The sequence below is a fragment of the Pseudomonas syringae CC1557 genome, assembly GCF_000452705.1.
GTDB classification, from domain to species: domain Bacteria; phylum Pseudomonadota; class Gammaproteobacteria; order Pseudomonadales; family Pseudomonadaceae; genus Aquipseudomonas; species Aquipseudomonas syringae_F.
The window spans coordinates 1,852,659-1,867,585 of the sequence record NZ_CP007014.1 but is presented as its reverse complement, the minus strand read 5'-3'; the positions used below and the strand labels follow the sequence as shown (position 1 = coordinate 1,867,585).

Genomic DNA, 14,927 nt, shown 5'->3' with positions numbered 1-14,927 from the left:
CGGTAGCCGTATGGGCTGGTTGTTTGAACGGCGCAGCGGCTACAGGCATGATGCGGCGCTCGATCAATCAACTGTAAAGGGACGTTCATGGCCGACTCAGCTTCAGGCATGTCGAAAGCACTTGCCACCACCACATCTTTTATCGAAAAAGCAGTAGAGATGCGGCACTTCATGCTGCTCATCTCGTTCATCCTGGCGCTAGACTCCTGCCTCATGGTTTTCTTTCACAAAAATCTGCTCGGAGCTTTTTCCAGGCTTGATGCGCCCGAGGTTAGTGGGGGTAACGCGCTCGTATTTTTGGGTTTGTTCGCGTTCATGATGACGCTGCTCTTCCCAGCTTTGCGGCACTTGCTTTTGACAATTCCGATATACGTTTCAATGAGATGGCCAAATAAAAATAATCAGCAAACCGATCCAAATATCCGCTGGACCTCCAGAGTGCGAGACCAGGCCTTGATCGACCGGGATAAGGTAATGCTCGAAATTCTCGATAAAAAGCAGACAGCACACGATGAGGATATGATCAACATGAACATAGGCTTCGCCATGGCCGTGTTGCTTGCACTTAATTTCCTTGTGTTGGGTGACGACCATACGCTCACGCTTAGCCAGACAGCCGCGACACTTCACGATACGTTGAAGGGCTTTTGGGTAACCGCATTGGTCAAGGCTAGCCTCGGTGGGATCGTGTTGTTCTGCATACTGCTCTTGGTCCAGGCACTATCACCAAACGTAGACGGAGACAGAATTTACCTGCCCGAAAACGAGGAAGAGCGCAAAGCGCGCCGAGAGGCCGAGGCCAAACGACTGGGTGTATAAGACCCGTACATGGCTGGCCTGAATCTCTGACTCAGGCCAGCCTGAACGATCAAGGCCTCGAATACTCCACCCACAACCGCCGAGCCGCCCCCAATCGCCACATTCGCCCCTGCCATTGCAGTCAAGCATCCGGATCTGCCCGCGGTCTGCTGCGTACAGCAGCATTACCGCCGAAAAACTGCATGACACACAGGCATCCGAGCTTACAGCGAGTCGGCGAGCCAGCGCCTAGCCGCGCATTCCCTACTTGTCCGCTCGCCACATTTCACCGGCCACACTGCCGACGATGGCGAGCACCACCACTAACCAGACCAGCATATTTTCCAGCGCTTGCTGCTCGGTTGTCATTTCGCTTCTCCAAACCTGTGAACGGTGCCTAGGAGCGACACTTGGTCCAATATGTATGCGTTGGTTTGACGTTTTAATAATCGCAATCGGAGCAATGATATGGAGTTATTCAAAGAGTACTGGCCAATACTTGCGGCAATTGCTGCGCTGGTCAACATCATCAGAGGCACAGCCGCAATGATTCTGATAGATCCAGCGGACCGCCTGAAAATTTTAGGAAAATTAAAGTTGTGGGCATCAAGGGCGTCCATGGTGCTGGTATTTTCTTGTGGCGTGGCGGTCGGGTTGGCAAGCGGCTGGCAAGTGATCAAATTTGGTTTGGTAACTGATCCAATGACCCGAAAGGATGTGCTGATGCTTCTGTTCAGCAGTTGGAACATGTTTGCTTACCTCGGATGTGCCATTGCAGTACCGCTGATTGCGAAGGCTATCCGCACCCAAGAGCGAACTCTCAGGGTCGACGCGCAGACATAAAAAAACCGGCCTGGCTGGCCGGTTTTGATTTGCTTTTTACGTTCGCACTTATCGAAGATGACTTTTTACAAGTGGGTTCCGGTGGCAGCAAGCCCGTTTTGCTGCCATGGCTAATATGTAGCAAACACTTAACCAACGCCCCGGCAGGGAAGTGACTATCCCTATGACAGTATGGATAGGCGCTCAAATAGCACCTGATGGCTTCGTGTACGAAATACCAAGCTATTCGTCCCAGCCCTACGCCATTCGCCTCATGGACAATGACATTTGCCCCATCAGGTCTCTCTGCTCTTTCAGGGAGAGCACCAACCGCGCTATGGATCTGCTGGTGGATAGCTCGGCCAGAGGCATACCCGTCACATACAGCTGGATATCACCGGAGTCGGGGTTGAGAAGCTTCACGGAAAAGCTTTCGTTCTCCGCTACGACGCATTCGCACCTGGACGGCAGAAAAGCTGTTTCAAGCACTCGCTGGATATCGGACTTTGAATACATGGTGCGTCCTCTGCTGGCCATATCATTCGGTAGAGTGTAGACAAGTTTTACGCAAATTAGTTGTTGACCTGTGTCAAATACGGCACCGCGCGTTTCAGCTTCTCACCACAATGCAAATGACCTGAAAAATCACAGCAATAAAGACAGAACACCTCGAAATACATAGGCTATAAAAACAGAAAACTTCCTTATCCCTATGATTTAAAAGCAAAATCTTATTGAGTCCATGCCAGAAGCTCAGAGTAACGTCCTTGTACATGGGCTCTCTTTTACGCTGTCCAAGGAATAGTTCGTCCTGTGATGATAACCAGCATCTATCACTCCCCTTTCAACGGAATAAACACTGCAAACGTCGTCCCCAGCTCCGCTTTCGATGTCACCTCAATCCGCCCGCCATGGGCGTCGACTATTTTGGAAACGATAAACAGGCCGAGACCCAGGCTTGAATACGGGCCATTGTCGGTGACCTGCTCGGGCGAGTAGCGTCCCATCGGGTTGAAGATGAACGGCAGGACGTCTTCGGGGATCGGGTTGCCGGTGTTGTGAACGGTAAACTGGAGGGTGTCGCCAGAAACCGCCAGTGTAACCTCTACGGGGTCACTGCTGTTACCGTGCTGTATCGAGTTGCCGATGAGGTTGGAGAACACCTGTTCCAGCCGGTCGCCATCAACGTTAGCAATGACATGCTCGCTGGACGTCAGGCGGATGTCGGCCTCGGGGTTGACCGTGCGGGACTCGTCTACGATGCGCGCGCAGATGGGCTGGACGTCTATCTCGGTCTTTTTCAACGGGATGCCGGGGCCGATCTGTGAGCGCGTGAAATCCAGCAGGTCGCCGACGATCTGGCTGGCGCGTTTCACGCTTGAGTAAATCCTTGAAGCAACCTTGGTCGCGCGCGCGCCCAGGTCGCTGGTGCGCAACAGAACATCCGCACCCAACAGGATCGCGCTCAAGGGAGTGCGCAAGTCGTGACCGAGAATGCCGAGGAAGATATTGCGCGAAGCCTGAACCGCGCTGGTGTAACTGGAGATGGATTCTGCGAGTGCCTGATCGATTGCCTCGTTGAACCTGATCATGTCCTCCATCTGTAATTTCGTATTAGCGGTCTCTTGTATCATCCACTGCTTGATGACACTGGCACGTAGTGCGCGAAATTCCGACACCACCTGGTCAATGGTAAAACCAGACATCAGTCGGGTAATCGCATGGGTTTTTGCAGCAGTCTGGTCGTCCGATACCAACTGGCCTTGCGATTTGTCGACCTGCTCCTGGGAGGACTGATCAGTTTGCAGGTCCGTGGCAATAGCCCGGAGCATCTGCTCGGCATGATCCCTGAGCTCTTTGGTATCCAGAGGCTCGCCAGGCGTTGCCATCGTATGAGCAAAGTCGGTCCACTCCTGCACGATGGGTTCGATATTTTTGAGGATGAAGCCCGATAAGCGCATGGCAACCTGATCCTTTAAGAGTCGAGCGAATGGCATCTCCGGGGGTGCAAATAAAGCACTTATTCCGGCAAATAGGACGGTTGGGTGGTGTTTTGGTCACATTCTCAACGGGACGGGCCGAGTCAATGCGCTCAGGGTAAAGGATGAATATTACGCTGCAAGCGGTTCATGAATCAGCGGTGCGAATGGAGCAGACTGACAGCGTCGGGTTTTATTCAGCCAACGCTTGCAAACGAGCCTGAACCGCATCGTCAAAAATGATGTAAAGCGCTTCGGCATCGGCAGCCCGCAGCTTTCTGGTTTTCTCGAGCCCGTGAATGAATTCGATTTGCAGCGCTGCTTCAGCTTCCACGTCTGCGCGCGTGCTGGCTGCGTCGAGCGCTCTTACCAAGTCGCTTATGTCGCCCTGGAGCGCCTTTGCAAGCCGCAATTGGTCGATTCTTTCCTGCATGTGGTCATTTCTCTAATGGAGCCAAGATGGCCAGCAGCAGACCATGCAGGGACGCTTAAAGCAAGGCCGAGTCATAGGCAGTCAACTATTTATTGACCCCGGCATCTCGCCCTTCGAGCAGATTTTTCATGCTGTAAGTAACGACACCGAGGATGATCAGGTCATCGTTATCCGTCACCTGCAGCGCGGGGTAATCGCTGTTTTCGGACTGCAGAATCACGAACTCGCCACGCATGTACAGACGGCGGCAGATTTGCCGGGCATTAAGTGACGCAACAACGATATCCCCATGCTCCGCATACTGACTACGGTCGACCACCAGCATGTCACCCGTGCAGATGCCGACCCCGAGCATGCCCTCATCCTCGATCCTGGCCAGGTAAGCGTGCGGCTCACGGACCTCACACCCCTCGGCGATTGATACATGTTTCTCCACGACAGGCGACCAGGAACCTTTGGATGACATGGGAATGAACGGAAGCTTGATGCCCTCTGCCGACAACGGGCCAAGGAAGGTAACACTCATGACGTGAGCCTTTTATGATTAACTGTATGCATATACAGTTAATCGTTTATCAGGCTTCAGGTCAATCTCGAATACGCACCTCGGCGCCTGACTGCCGTCACCCCAGCCAGTCGGAAAGGCCTTTCGATTCAGATTCAATCAACAAAATTCTACTAGACGACTGGTCTATTCAGGTTTAGCATGGCCGCCATTATGAAAAAGCCAATCCAGAACATGCGGCAGCACATCATTGATGTCGCCAGATCGCTAATGACAAACAAAGGCTATACCGCCGTCGGGCTCGCCGAAGTGCTGAGCACTGCAGGGGTGCCGAAAGGGTCTTTCTACCACTACTTCCGGTCCAAGGAAGAGTTCGGCCAGGCGCTGCTCGAAGAATACTTCGCCGAGTATATGTCTCGTGTGGATACCCTCATGGCGCTCCCGGGAACCGGCGCAGAACGGCTGCTGGCCTACTTCCATTACTGGATAGAGACACAAGGCAACGATCTTCCGGAAGGTAAATGCCTGGTGGTCAAGCTGGGTGCTGAAGTGTGCGATTTGTCCGAGGACATGCGCATAGTCCTTAAATCAGGCACAGCGAAGATTATCCAGCGGATGCACACATGCGTCGAAATGGCCGTAGCAGACGGCAGTCTTCATGCCGTCGACGACACACGGGCGTTCGCCGAGTCGCTCTACCAACTGTGGTTGGGCGCCTCGCTGCTGGTGAAGGTCAACAAGTCTGCTGACGCTTTTGAAACCGCCATGAACATGAGCAAACGCCTGCTGCAATAGCGCGGGCTTTTTTTTGAATCAAAACTAGACGACTGGTCTATTAGGAATTAATCATGATCGATAACAGCACCCGGACAGATTTATTCTCTGCCACTCAACTGGGCTCAATTGAAGTCGCCAATCGCATCTTCATGGCACCTGTTACCCGCAGCCGTTATGCCGAAGACGGTGTTCCTGGTGAACTGCATGCTACTTATTACGCCCAACGCGCCAGCGCCGGGTTGATCATCGCTGAAGCGACAAACATCTCCCCTCAGGGCCGAGGCTACGCCGCCACGCCAGGCATATGGAGTGAAGAGCAGGTGGCGGGCTGGCGAAAAGTTACCGACGCAGTGCATGCCGCAGGCGGAAAAATCGTCTGTCAGCTATGGCATGTAGGACGCTTTTCCAGCGTCGATCTACAACCGGACGGTCAGGCTCCGGTCGCGCCGTCGGCCATCGCCGCCGAGGGCAATACGTACACCGTCGACGGTTTCGTACCTGTTTCGATGCCACGCGCGCTGCACAGCTCGGAAATTCCGGGGATCATCGAGCAATACAGGCTCGCAGCCGAAAATGCCAAGCGTGCCGGGTTCGACGGCGTGGAAGTACATTCGGCCAACAGCTACCTCCTCGACCAGTTCCTGCGCGACTCCACCAATCAGCGTACTGACCAATACGGCGGCTCGATAGCAAACCGCGCACGACTGACGCTTGAAGTGACTCAGGCGATCGTCGATATCTGGGGCAGCGACCGTGTCGGTATCCGTCTGTCACCCGTCACGCCGGACGCTGGCAACACCCCACCGGACAGCAATGTGATGGCGCTGCACGGCTATCTGATCGACCAACTGAACATTTTCAACCTGGCCTATCTGCATTTCGTAGAAGGCGCCACCGCTACGTCGCGAGATGTGCCGGAAGGTGTCGACATGGACGCGTTGAGCGCGCGCTTCAAAGGTTTCTTTATCGGCAATAACAACTACGACCTGGAGATGGCCATCGAGCGCCGCAGCCAGGGAATCATCGATGCAGTCGCCTTCGGTCGGCTGTTCATTTCCAATCCGGATCTCGTCCAGCGCCTGCGCCTTGGCGCCGAACTGACAGTAGCGCCGCGCGAGACGTATTACGGCGGCGGAGCATCTGGCTACACAGACTGGCCATCAGGCAATTACTGAGACGTTCGCAGGCCTGCATTTCGTTATCTGTCCGGCCGCTGTGTCAATGAAATTGCCATTTCGCCGACCCGGCAGGATTGGTGAAGAGCAGGCACGTCTGTTAACCCCCCGATCCTACAACCCGAGCTTTACTTCAGGAGTCATAACCCCATGAGCAAAAACATCAAAGCCGTGCCCACTGAGGATTACAACGCCGTCATCGCCACCGCGGCAAAGTATGTCGAAGGCTTGCGCATTGGCAGCGTCGAAACCATCGCCGAAGCGTTTCATACCGATGCGGTGATGTACGGTTTCACGAACGGCCAACTACTGGGCGGCCCGATCAGCAATCTTTACTCGTTCGTCCAGAGCAATGGTAAAGCACCGGATATCGTGACCCGGCTTGACGTGCTGGCGATCACTCCTACGACCGCTGTTGTAAGGGTCGATATGGAGAAAGACGCGATAGGTGCCGATTACAATGACTACCTGACGCTGATCAGGATTGACGGAACATGGAAGGTCATTGCCAAGGTCTACCACCAGTTCGAAGGTTGACGCGCAAGCAGGGCCGGATAGATTTTCCAGCCCTGCCCTTTTATCCAGAATGGACGCCTACGGCGTTGAATCATCCCGTGACAACTGAGTGATCAAGGCAACGGTCAGGTACAGCCTGGGCGCAATGCTCGACAGCTCGATGTATTCGTCGTCGGCATGCAGACCAGCACCGACGACACCCATCGTTTCAAGTATTGCGGGCTTTGCGCTGCCAGGCACGTAGGCATAACCTGCATCGGTGCCGAAGCGCATGGCGATGGGTTCGACAGTGCGATCTATTTTCCCGTAGAGCGCCTGCGCCGTTTTTGCCAACTGTTCAGAGCCCGGATTTTTCGCCAGCGGTGGACGGCCCTTTTCCATGCGCAATGTCACTTCAGTGCCATCGATCAGTGTGTTTTTCACGATGCGTTCGCCGTCAGCCAGTACCCGGTCGCTCTCGCTCAGGTCGGAATAGCGCATGTCCGCTTCGGCTGAGGCGCTGGACGGGATAATGTTGCGCTTCTCTCCGCCTTTGATGAGCGTCCAGTTGACCGTAGTGCCCTTGGCCGGGTCGCCGAGGTCCTTGAGTTGCAGCATCTGGTGCGCCAGCTCCATGGCCGCGTTGCGCCCTGCTTCGGGTGCAGAACCCGCGTGTGAGGACTTGCCTTTGACGTCGAGAATCAGGCCGTTGATGCCATTGGTGGCTACGGTGACGGCGTCCTTGTCAGGCGGCTCATACGAGAAGACGTAATCGTGCTGGCGGGCCAGTTCGGCAATGACTTTTTTTGACCCGCTGGAGCCGGTTTCCTCGTCCGGATTGAACAGCACGGTGAGCGTGCCAAACTCCTTGAATTTCTGATCCTGCAGCAGTTTAAGCGAATGCAGAATCATCGCCACACCGCCCTTGGCGTCCGCAACGCCAGGGCCGTAGGCGCGTTCGCTGTCGAGCCTGAATGGTCGCTTGGCGGCCGTGCCGGGGCCGAATACCGTGTCGTAATGAACCATCAACAGAAAGGACTTCGTACCACTGCCTTTGAACGTGCCGACAATATTGTCACCGGCAGACGGGTCGGCTGGCGTGGTGGTGACGTCGGCGCCCAATGCCTTGAGACGTTCGACCAGCAGCGCGCTGATGACCTTCAGGCCAGGCGCCTGACCGGTGCCGGTGTCGACATCCACCAATTGCCTGACCGTGGCAAGGTAGGACTGCTGCTCAGCCTTAGCCTGTTCAAGTAATTGATCAGCGGACAAATCGGCGGCCATTGCACTCGCCGCCATTGCACTCAGAGAAAGCAGCGAAAAGCCGATTGCGGCGGTTAGGGAGGCGCGTTGTGGATGCATGCTGGTTCCTTCAGATCATCGCTATGGAGGCTGCATCTTTACCCCAATACTCCCTTCAACACCAGATTCGCGCGCCCCTGCCTGTCATGCATGAGGGGCAAAATAAAGATCAAGGGAACAAGCAGTCTGCTATAGGCTCCAAAACAGTCTCGACAATGGTTTTCAAGACTATGCCGACCCTCGACGCCCTCCATCCGCAGGCATTACGTGCTGCGGCCTTGAGTGGGCGGCAGCGCTCGGGTAATGTCATCCAACCGCACAGGACAGAGCACGCTCATGACTTCCAAGCTGGATCAACTCAAGAACTTCACCACCGTTGTTGCCGATACCGGCGATTTTGGCGCTATTAAAAGCCTCAAGCCTCAAGATGCAACCACAAACCCCTCTCTGCTGCTCAAGGCAGCGTCGAGTGAAAGCAACAAAGCGATGCTCGAAGAAGCATTCGCACGCGGCAAAGGCGACATAGGGCTGGCATGCGACCATTTCGCGGTTGCCATCGGCCAGGAGATTCTCAAGGTCGTACCGGGCCGCGTATCCACTGAGGTGGACGCTCGACTGTCCTTTGACACCAACGCGCTGATTGAACGCAGTGAACGCCTGATCGGGCTGTACAACGCCGCCGGTGTCGAAAATGATCGCGTGCTGGTGAAGCTTGCGTCGACCTGGGAAGGCATCCGCGCTGCCGAATACCTTGAGAAAAAAGGTATCCAGACCAATCTGACGCTGCTGTTTTCCTTCGCTCAGGCTGTCGCGTGTGCTGAAGCTGGCGTATTCCTGATCTCGCCGTTCGTGGGCCGTATCTACGACTGGTACAAAAAGTCGTCGGGCACCGATTACACCGGTGCAGAGGACCCAGGCGTGCAGTCTGTAACGCGCATCTACAATTACTACAAGGCCAACGACTTCAAAACAGTCGTAATGGGTGCCAGCTTCCGCAACCTGAACCAGATCGAACAACTGGCCGGTTGTGACCGCCTGACCATCAGCACTGAACTGCTCAAGCAACTGGCCGAAGACACCGGCACACTGCAGCGCAAACTCGCTCCGGGCAATGCAGGTGAGCCACGTCAGAGCCTGACCGAGAGCCAGTTCCGCTGGAACTCCAACGAAGATGCGATGGCCACCGAGAAACTGGCCGAAGGCATTCGTCAGTTCGCTCGTGATCAGGAAAAACTGGAAGCGCTGCTTCCTGCCAAAAAAGCCTGATACAAAAAAGGGCGGCACCCTCGCGGGTGTCGCCCTTTTTGCTGCCTGCGATTTAGCGGGACTGCCTAGCGTTGCCCTTCAAGCGCATTGACCAGGTCGTGGAATGCTTCGCGGTTGGAGTCGTTCAGGCCCATGAGGATCTTGTGCGCTTCGAGCACCTTGGCCTTGACCACCTCTTCGCACTGATCCTGCGACGGCAAATCGGTCAGGGACTCAAGACGCGGCAGCGGCCGGTCAACAATATTGAACACCTGATCGAAGCCCATGGACTGCAACAGGCGCGTGATGTCTTCGTGGGTGGTGACCAGGGTCGGCAGCAGGCCGACCTTTTGACGGGACAGGATCGACAACTTGGCCAGCAGGCCCAATGTGGTGCTGTCGATGCTGCGAGTCTCGGTCAGATCGATCACCACTGCGGAAAAATTCAACGCGGTGAAGATTCGCTCGATAGTCGCATCCAGGGCCGAACACAGCGTCAACCGCACTTCGCCCACGAACTTCAGAACGAAGGTGCCTTCCTGCTCGGCGAACTGGATTCTACCGGTACTCATTCAAGATTCCTGCTTAACACTAACAAGGCGATATCATCCGGCATCTCCCCTAGCGTTGCCAATTCAAAAACCCGCTGCAAGCCTTCCAGGCTGCCGCCAGCCGTCTTCACCAACTCGGGAAGCACGGCTTCTTTCTCTTTGAGTGTATCACCGGGTAACAGATCCAGTATGCCATCAGACAACATGGTCAGACTGAAGGACGCCGGCAGTTCCATCTCGTGGTCCTGATAGGTCGCTTCATTGAACAGCCCGACCGGAAGACCGCGGCCTTCCAGATAGCGCGTCTGCCCCTCGGTGTACAGCACCGGCAGCGGCAGATGGCCGCCAACCGCGTAGGTCAGCGTACCCGCGTCCTCATCGATTACCCCGCCCACCATAGTGACATGCTTGCCCAGTTTGCAACTGATCAGCCCACGATTGATATGCCCGAGCACATCCGACGGTTTGAATTCAGGCAGCGTTCCGCCACGCTTCGATTCGAACAGCAGACGGGTGGTCATGAACTTCAAGAGCACCGTGATGAATGCCGAAGACGCCCCATGCCCCGAAACATCGGCCAGATAGAAGGCAACGCGCCTTTCGTCGACCCGAAAGTAATCGACGAAGTCACCGGACAGGTACAGCGAGGGAATAATCTGGTGAGCGAACTGGAATTCGTCAATTGACCAGGGAGTAATCGGCAGCATGTTCATCTGAACTTGCCGACCCGCATCCTGATCTTCCTGCAACAGGTGCAGGCTGGCTTCAAGCTCGCGATTGGCTTTTTCCAGCTTCTCGCGATAGACCTGGTTTTCGTTGAGCAGGCGCGACCTATCCAGGGCGCGACGCACTGAATGTTCGAGTACCGCCAGATCTTCAAGGGGCTTGATCAGGTAGTCGGCAGCGCCCAGACGCAACGCTTCTACCGCATCGCTCATCACGCCGGCACCGGAAACCACGATGACCGGGGTCTGCGGAGCGCTGACGGTCACTTGACGAATCAGCTCAAGCCCACCCATCTGCGGCATGCGCAAGTCGCACACCACCAAATCGGGCTTTTCCTGCTCGAATATCTGTATTCCCTGCAAGCCATTGCTAGCCTGGAGGACGCTGAAGCCACTGTCTTCCAAATAGGCGGCGAGGCTCGCGCGCACTACTTCGTCGTCATCGATAATCAGCAGCGTGGCACTGGTTTTTGGCATGTGGGCAAACGGCGCCAGATCAGGTTGGCGTAGGCGGCCCGGAATCACCGGAACCCGCTTACTGGATTCGCTTCTAGCCTCTCTGCAATGTCATGTACGCAACACCGCGTGCGCGTCATGTTCAGAGGTGCCCTTCAAGGCGCAGACGGTACTCCCATCCGACGGGTGTTTCAAGCATGCTCCGCCCCTCACGAGGTGCTCTTTACATCACAAATCACCGAGAGTTATAAGAACTGATTAATCAGCAACTAAAACGAAGGGACTGACATGAGTCGAACTGATCGCGACTATGAGGAAAAACGGGATTACATACGCATGCGTGTTGATGCAGAGGTTAATCTAATCCACGCAGGCCAGGTCATTCCTGCCGTATGCATTGATCTTTCCAGCTCGGGCATGCAGGTTCAGGCACCTCGCTCCTTCCAGGTGGGCGACAAACTCAGCGTGCGTATCGACTCCGATCATGCGGCGCTGAAGGGTTTAGAGGCCGAAACGGAGGTCGTCTGGGTGAATGATGAAGAAGGCGGCGGGCAAAAACTGGGGCTGTCCATCGTCTCGATGAACTGATTTGAGGCGGAACGGGTTCACAAATACGCAAAAATAATAAAGGCGACCCTAGGTCGCCTTTATTGGTTTGGTCACGCACTTTCAAGCCGAAAATTAAAAGTCGTCTTCGACCTTGCCATCCTTGACCTTGAACTCACGGTTCTGCAAGTAGGCGTTACGGATAAACGTGTAGCGATCACCGCTGACCATGCGCTCTGCAGACAGCAGGCTGGCACGCGTGTCGATCAGATTGACGCCCAGCGCCGTATTGCGGGTCGGGACATGATCGATATAGCGGTATGGAGAGGTGTAGGTGTCCGGGTACTTGGCGAACGCATCACGCACGGTGCTCGGCCCCAGCAACGGAATGACGACGAACGGGCCGCTTGGCACGCCCCAGTAGCCCAACGTCTGACCGAAGTCTTCATCGTTGCGTTGCAGGCCCATGCGGGTACCCACGTCGATAAAGCCCAGCAACCCGAAGGTGGTGTTGAAAATCATGCGCGCAGTGTCGACACCCGCCGCAGCAGGTTTGGCTTGCAGCACGTCGTTGGCCAGATTGCCAACGTCGCCAATGTTGTTGAAGAAGTTGTGTATACCGTCTTCCACGAATTGCGGGGCGATGTACTGATAACCCTTCGCCAGTGGCTTGAGGGTGTACTTGTCGAGGGTATCGTTGAAGCTGAAAATGGAGCGGTTGATGCCTTCCCATGGATCGTCTTCAGCGGCCTGAACGACCACCGGTACCAGCGCAATGCCCGCGCACAGCGAAAGTTGCGCCAAACGTTTTATAAAGCCTGCACCAGTCACGGGCATAGCTGACACTCCTGATCGAGATATCGAAATAATGACGCGGGTGCTACGCCCCACACGCTAACGCCGAGAGTATAAAGCCTTCTGTTACGAATAAGGCAGGTCTGTCAGCAAAGCAGTGCGGATAAACCTGGTCATCGCGCCGTCATCCAACTGTCATACAAGCGCAGTAGCGTGCTGGATATTTCAGAGATTTGCCCATGCTCGCGCCGGTCCTCAAGCCTTTGCCGACTTTCCCCGCCCTGCTGTTCGGCCTTAGCGGCTGCCTGGTGGATTTTGGTGCGCAGGCCGGAACCACAGAGCGTCCGGGGCCTGAGCACAGTCAGCCCACACCTGGCGCGCTGGATATCCTGAAAACCCTGCGTGATCAGGGTCAGCCTTGTGCCTGGCTTGATGAACTGCCTGAAACCGTCAGCACCCCCCTCGCCGCACCGCTGGACAGCTGGATCATTTCCGCGCCTCGCCCGGCAGCGAAATGGCCTGCGCCGGACGCCTGCTGGATGGCACTGATGGCGTTGAACGTCCCGCAACTGGATGGCTGCGTGCTTATCAGCGGCGACCCGCGCCTGTTGCAGTCCGGCCTGAACGCAGGGCTGTGGACCATTGGCCTGGCGTCTTGCGGACCGCTGTGCGGACTGTCTCCCGCACAATGGCAAGCGCTCAGCGACTCGCAACGTGAACAGCGACGTGCGCAGGCGACGCTCAAGCTCTATGCGCTGGGCGTGCACTCGGTCATTGATCACTTGGGCGAACTTGAGTCTTGCCTGGCGGATATCACCCTGCGGCGCAGCAAAGGCGAAAAGCCTTGATACATATGCATCAAGGAGATTACTGGATTAGTCTTGAGTCATGACGGACCTTTAGCGGCACAGCGAAGTCCATGAGACAGACTTATCAATCAAGGAGCACTCCATGCCTGCCCGCGAACTTCAAGAACAACTCAATACACTGCGCGAGCAACTTGAGCACAACCCGCCGCTTTCGGAATCCGAGCGCGAAAACCTGCACGAACTCATGCAACAAATTGAAACAAAAATTCAGCTGGAGCAAGCGACTCAAGAGCAGGACAGCAGCCTCTCCGATGGCGTGAATTTGGCTGTAGAACGTTTTGAGCTGGAGCATCCAGGTATCGCCGGCACACTGCGCAACATCGTACAGACGCTGGGTAATATCGGGATTTGATCAGGCGCTGCGTGGATGGCACAGCCTCGCCAAGAGGAGGCAGCGCGTCGCACGATAGTCGGGATTATCGTTCCTCACGCTCCAGCGAGGGAACGCATTTCTCGACGCTCTGCGTCGCAAGAGGACGCGGAGCGTCCTGAACGGCATGCGACGCGGAGCGTCGCACGATAGTTGGAGCTATCGTGGGAACGTAATTCTCGACGCTCTGCGTCGCAAGGGATGCAGACCCTGTGCAGAGCATTGGCACGGAACGAATCTACTGCCGCGCCAGTCTGCGATTATCCACGTCGAGCACTTCAGTACTGCGGTACGGGTTGATGTCCAGCCCGCCACGGCGCACGTAGCGTGCGTAGACGGTCAGCTTCTCCGGCTTGAGCAGACGCTGCAGGTCGAGAAAGATTCTTTCTACGCACTGCTCGTGAAAGTCCGAGTGCTGGCGGAAGCTGACGATGTACGCCAGCAGGCTGGCGTGATCCAGCGCCGCACCGCGATAGTCGACCACTACACTGCCCCAGTCGGGCTGGCTGGTGACCGGGCAGTTGGATTTGAGCAGATGACTGTGCACGCGCTCTTCGACCACCTGTGACTCGTCACAGCGCAGCAACTCAGGCTGCGGCCGGTCGTAGCTGCTGACCGTGATGTCCAGATCGTCGATACACACACCCGGCAATGCCGCGACACCCTCCCCTTCGATTTCCGCCAGGCTGCGAATACGCACGCCCACTGGCTTGCCTGCGGCCGCTGACAAATCCTTTTCAAGCGTCGTCTGTACTTGTGCTACGCCATCGAAAGCAGTCTGGTTCAGCGAATTGAGGTACAGCTTGAAAGACTTCGATTCAATAATATTCGGCGAGTCGGCCGGAATGCTGAACTCGGCAATCGCGACCACCGGCTTGCCGGACGGCAGCAGCCAGGACAGCTCGTAGCAGTTCCAGAAATCGACACCCGTGTACGGCAGCGTCTGCGCGGTCAGCCCCAGCTCGGCCCATTTTGCGGCGCGCGGGATCGGAAACAACAGGGACGGCGTATAGGTAGCGATGTACTCACTGGACTTGCCCAGCGGCGAGTGTTCGGCTGCGGGATGCATGGCGATACCTGGATC

18 protein-coding genes and 1 pseudogene are annotated in these 14,927 nt (G+C 55.9%); 9 read left to right on the top strand and 10 right to left on the bottom strand.

From position 1 onward, the window contains the following. The first annotated feature begins 87 nt into the window (after positions 1-87). Entirely contained in the window at positions 88-819 is a 732-nt protein-coding gene (locus tag N018_RS08815) for a hypothetical protein (RefSeq protein WP_025389355.1), read from the top strand. Positions 820-908: 89 nt separating this feature from the next. On the opposite strand, the pseudogene N018_RS27970 reads toward N018_RS08815, so the two are convergent. Then, positions 909-1,167: pseudogene (locus tag N018_RS27970) on the bottom strand (phage holin family protein); the annotation flags it as partial. A 99-nt stretch (positions 1,168-1,266) separates the two neighbouring features. Between N018_RS27970 and N018_RS08805 the strand changes: the two are divergent. Continuing rightward, entirely contained in the window at positions 1,267-1,641 is a 375-nt protein-coding gene (locus N018_RS08805; RefSeq protein WP_024646095.1) for a hypothetical protein, read from the top strand. A 237-nt stretch (positions 1,642-1,878) separates the two neighbouring features. Here N018_RS08805 and N018_RS08800 read toward each other — a convergent pair whose 3' ends face one another. From N018_RS08800 to N018_RS08785, 4 genes are all read right to left on the bottom strand, one after another. Then, on the bottom strand, positions 1,879-2,136 hold the full coding sequence (locus N018_RS08800) for a DUF1652 domain-containing protein (protein WP_024646094.1): 258 nt from the start codon (positions 2,134-2,136) through the stop codon (positions 1,879-1,881). Positions 2,137-2,453: 317 nt separating this feature from the next. Then, positions 2,454-3,581 (bottom strand): sensor histidine kinase, encoded by a 1,128-nt coding sequence (locus N018_RS08795; protein WP_024646093.1) that lies wholly within the window; start codon positions 3,579-3,581, stop codon positions 2,454-2,456. Positions 3,582-3,792: 211 nt separating this feature from the next. Continuing rightward, complete coding sequence (locus N018_RS08790) at positions 3,793-4,032, bottom strand: hypothetical protein (protein WP_024646092.1); 240 nt, start codon at positions 4,030-4,032, stop codon at positions 3,793-3,795. An 85-nt stretch (positions 4,033-4,117) separates the two neighbouring features. Continuing rightward, positions 4,118-4,558: a LexA family protein gene (locus tag N018_RS08785; protein WP_025389354.1), complete on the bottom strand. Its 441-nt coding sequence runs from the start codon at positions 4,556-4,558 to the stop codon at positions 4,118-4,120. A gap of 192 nt (positions 4,559-4,750) precedes the next feature. Here N018_RS08785 and N018_RS08780 point away from each other — a divergent pair, with 192 nt between their 5' ends. From N018_RS08780 to N018_RS08770, 3 genes are all read left to right on the top strand, one after another. Next, positions 4,751-5,332: a TetR/AcrR family transcriptional regulator gene (locus N018_RS08780; protein WP_025389353.1), complete on the top strand. Its 582-nt coding sequence runs from the start codon at positions 4,751-4,753 to the stop codon at positions 5,330-5,332. A 53-nt stretch (positions 5,333-5,385) separates the two neighbouring features. Then, positions 5,386-6,489 carry an alkene reductase gene (locus N018_RS08775; RefSeq protein WP_025389352.1) on the top strand — a complete coding sequence of 368 codons (1,104 nt, stop codon included), beginning with the start codon at positions 5,386-5,388 and terminating at the stop codon, positions 6,487-6,489. 150 nt (positions 6,490-6,639) lie between these two features. Then, complete coding sequence (locus N018_RS08770; protein ID WP_025389351.1) at positions 6,640-7,026, top strand: nuclear transport factor 2 family protein; 387 nt, start codon at positions 6,640-6,642, stop codon at positions 7,024-7,026. A 57-nt stretch (positions 7,027-7,083) separates the two neighbouring features. On the opposite strand, the gene N018_RS08765 is transcribed toward N018_RS08770, so the two are convergent. Beyond that, the gene (locus N018_RS08765) at positions 7,084-8,346 is read right to left on the bottom strand and encodes a M20/M25/M40 family metallo-hydrolase (protein ID WP_025389350.1); all 1,263 of its coding nucleotides are present in this window, start codon (positions 8,344-8,346) and stop codon (positions 7,084-7,086) included. 276 nt (positions 8,347-8,622) lie between these two features. Between N018_RS08765 and tal the strand changes: the two genes are divergently transcribed. Beyond that, positions 8,623-9,552: a transaldolase gene (tal, locus tag N018_RS08760; RefSeq protein WP_025389349.1), complete on the top strand. Its 930-nt coding sequence runs from the start codon at positions 8,623-8,625 to the stop codon at positions 9,550-9,552. 65 nt (positions 9,553-9,617) lie between these two features. On the opposite strand, the gene rssC is transcribed toward tal, so the two are convergent. Then, entirely contained in the window at positions 9,618-10,103 is a 486-nt protein-coding gene (gene rssC, locus N018_RS08755; RefSeq protein ID WP_024646085.1) for an anti-sigma factor antagonist RssC, read from the bottom strand. Continuing rightward, positions 10,100-11,284, bottom strand: a complete 1,185-nt coding sequence (rssB, locus tag N018_RS08750; protein WP_024646084.1) for a two-component system response regulator RssB — start codon at positions 11,282-11,284, stop codon at positions 10,100-10,102. Before rssB ends, rssC begins: the two co-directional genes overlap by 4 nt. Before the next feature lie 267 nt (positions 11,285-11,551). On the opposite strand from rssB, the gene N018_RS08745 reads away from it, so the two are divergent. Then, a complete protein-coding gene (locus tag N018_RS08745) occupies positions 11,552-11,851 on the top strand; it encodes a PilZ domain-containing protein (protein WP_024646083.1) in 300 nt (99 codons plus the stop codon). 93 nt (positions 11,852-11,944) lie between these two features. Here N018_RS08745 and N018_RS08740 read toward each other — a convergent pair whose 3' ends face one another. Then, positions 11,945-12,646, bottom strand: coding sequence for an MlaA family lipoprotein (locus N018_RS08740; protein WP_024646082.1), 702 nt, complete (start codon positions 12,644-12,646; stop codon positions 11,945-11,947). Between the two features lie 197 nt (positions 12,647-12,843). On the opposite strand from N018_RS08740, the gene N018_RS08735 reads away from it, so the two are divergent. Both N018_RS08735 and N018_RS08730 read left to right on the top strand, forming a co-directional pair. Then, positions 12,844-13,452 carry a phosphatase gene (locus N018_RS08735; protein ID WP_025389348.1) on the top strand — a complete coding sequence of 203 codons (609 nt, stop codon included), beginning with the start codon at positions 12,844-12,846 and terminating at the stop codon, positions 13,450-13,452. A 103-nt stretch (positions 13,453-13,555) separates the two neighbouring features. Continuing rightward, positions 13,556-13,825, top strand: coding sequence for a DUF4404 family protein (locus N018_RS08730; RefSeq protein WP_025389347.1), 270 nt, complete (start codon positions 13,556-13,558; stop codon positions 13,823-13,825). 256 nt (positions 13,826-14,081) lie between these two features. Here N018_RS08730 and queF read toward each other — a convergent pair whose 3' ends face one another. Continuing rightward, positions 14,082-14,912 carry an NADPH-dependent 7-cyano-7-deazaguanine reductase QueF gene (gene queF / locus N018_RS08725; RefSeq protein WP_024644240.1) on the bottom strand — a complete coding sequence of 277 codons (831 nt, stop codon included), beginning with the start codon at positions 14,910-14,912 and terminating at the stop codon, positions 14,082-14,084. Between the last annotated feature and the right edge of the window lie 15 nt (positions 14,913-14,927).

Excerpts from the sequence above, each read along its gene's own strand:
- N018_RS08815 (WP_025389355.1), top strand. The coding sequence starts at position 88 with ATGGCCGACTCAGCTTCAGGCATGTCGAAAGCACTTGCCACCACCACA.
- N018_RS08765 (WP_025389350.1), bottom strand. The coding sequence starts at position 8,346 with ATGCATCCACAACGCGCCTCCCTAACCGCCGCAATCGGCTTTTCGCTG.
- N018_RS08780 (WP_025389353.1), top strand. The coding sequence starts at position 4,751 with ATGAAAAAGCCAATCCAGAACATGCGGCAGCACATCATTGATGTCGCC.
- rssB (WP_024646084.1), bottom strand. The coding sequence starts at position 11,284 with ATGCCAAAAACCAGTGCCACGCTGCTGATTATCGATGACGACGAAGTA.
- N018_RS08800 (WP_024646094.1), bottom strand. The coding sequence starts at position 2,136 with ATGTATTCAAAGTCCGATATCCAGCGAGTGCTTGAAACAGCTTTTCTG.
- N018_RS08785 (WP_025389354.1), bottom strand. The coding sequence starts at position 4,558 with ATGAGTGTTACCTTCCTTGGCCCGTTGTCGGCAGAGGGCATCAAGCTT.
- N018_RS08805 (WP_024646095.1), top strand. The coding sequence starts at position 1,267 with ATGGAGTTATTCAAAGAGTACTGGCCAATACTTGCGGCAATTGCTGCG.
- N018_RS08740 (WP_024646082.1), bottom strand. The coding sequence starts at position 12,646 with ATGCCCGTGACTGGTGCAGGCTTTATAAAACGTTTGGCGCAACTTTCG.
- N018_RS08790 (WP_024646092.1), bottom strand. The coding sequence starts at position 4,032 with ATGCAGGAAAGAATCGACCAATTGCGGCTTGCAAAGGCGCTCCAGGGC.
- N018_RS08745 (WP_024646083.1), top strand. The coding sequence starts at position 11,552 with ATGAGTCGAACTGATCGCGACTATGAGGAAAAACGGGATTACATACGC.
- tal (WP_025389349.1), top strand. The coding sequence starts at position 8,623 with ATGACTTCCAAGCTGGATCAACTCAAGAACTTCACCACCGTTGTTGCC.
- rssC (WP_024646085.1), bottom strand. The coding sequence starts at position 10,103 with ATGAGTACCGGTAGAATCCAGTTCGCCGAGCAGGAAGGCACCTTCGTT.
- queF (WP_024644240.1), bottom strand. The coding sequence starts at position 14,912 with ATGCATCCCGCAGCCGAACACTCGCCGCTGGGCAAGTCCAGTGAGTAC.
- N018_RS08735 (WP_025389348.1), top strand. The coding sequence starts at position 12,844 with ATGCTCGCGCCGGTCCTCAAGCCTTTGCCGACTTTCCCCGCCCTGCTG.
- N018_RS08730 (WP_025389347.1), top strand. The coding sequence starts at position 13,556 with ATGCCTGCCCGCGAACTTCAAGAACAACTCAATACACTGCGCGAGCAA.
- N018_RS08770 (WP_025389351.1), top strand. The coding sequence starts at position 6,640 with ATGAGCAAAAACATCAAAGCCGTGCCCACTGAGGATTACAACGCCGTC.
- N018_RS08795 (WP_024646093.1), bottom strand. The coding sequence starts at position 3,581 with ATGCGCTTATCGGGCTTCATCCTCAAAAATATCGAACCCATCGTGCAG.
- N018_RS08775 (WP_025389352.1), top strand. The coding sequence starts at position 5,386 with ATGATCGATAACAGCACCCGGACAGATTTATTCTCTGCCACTCAACTG.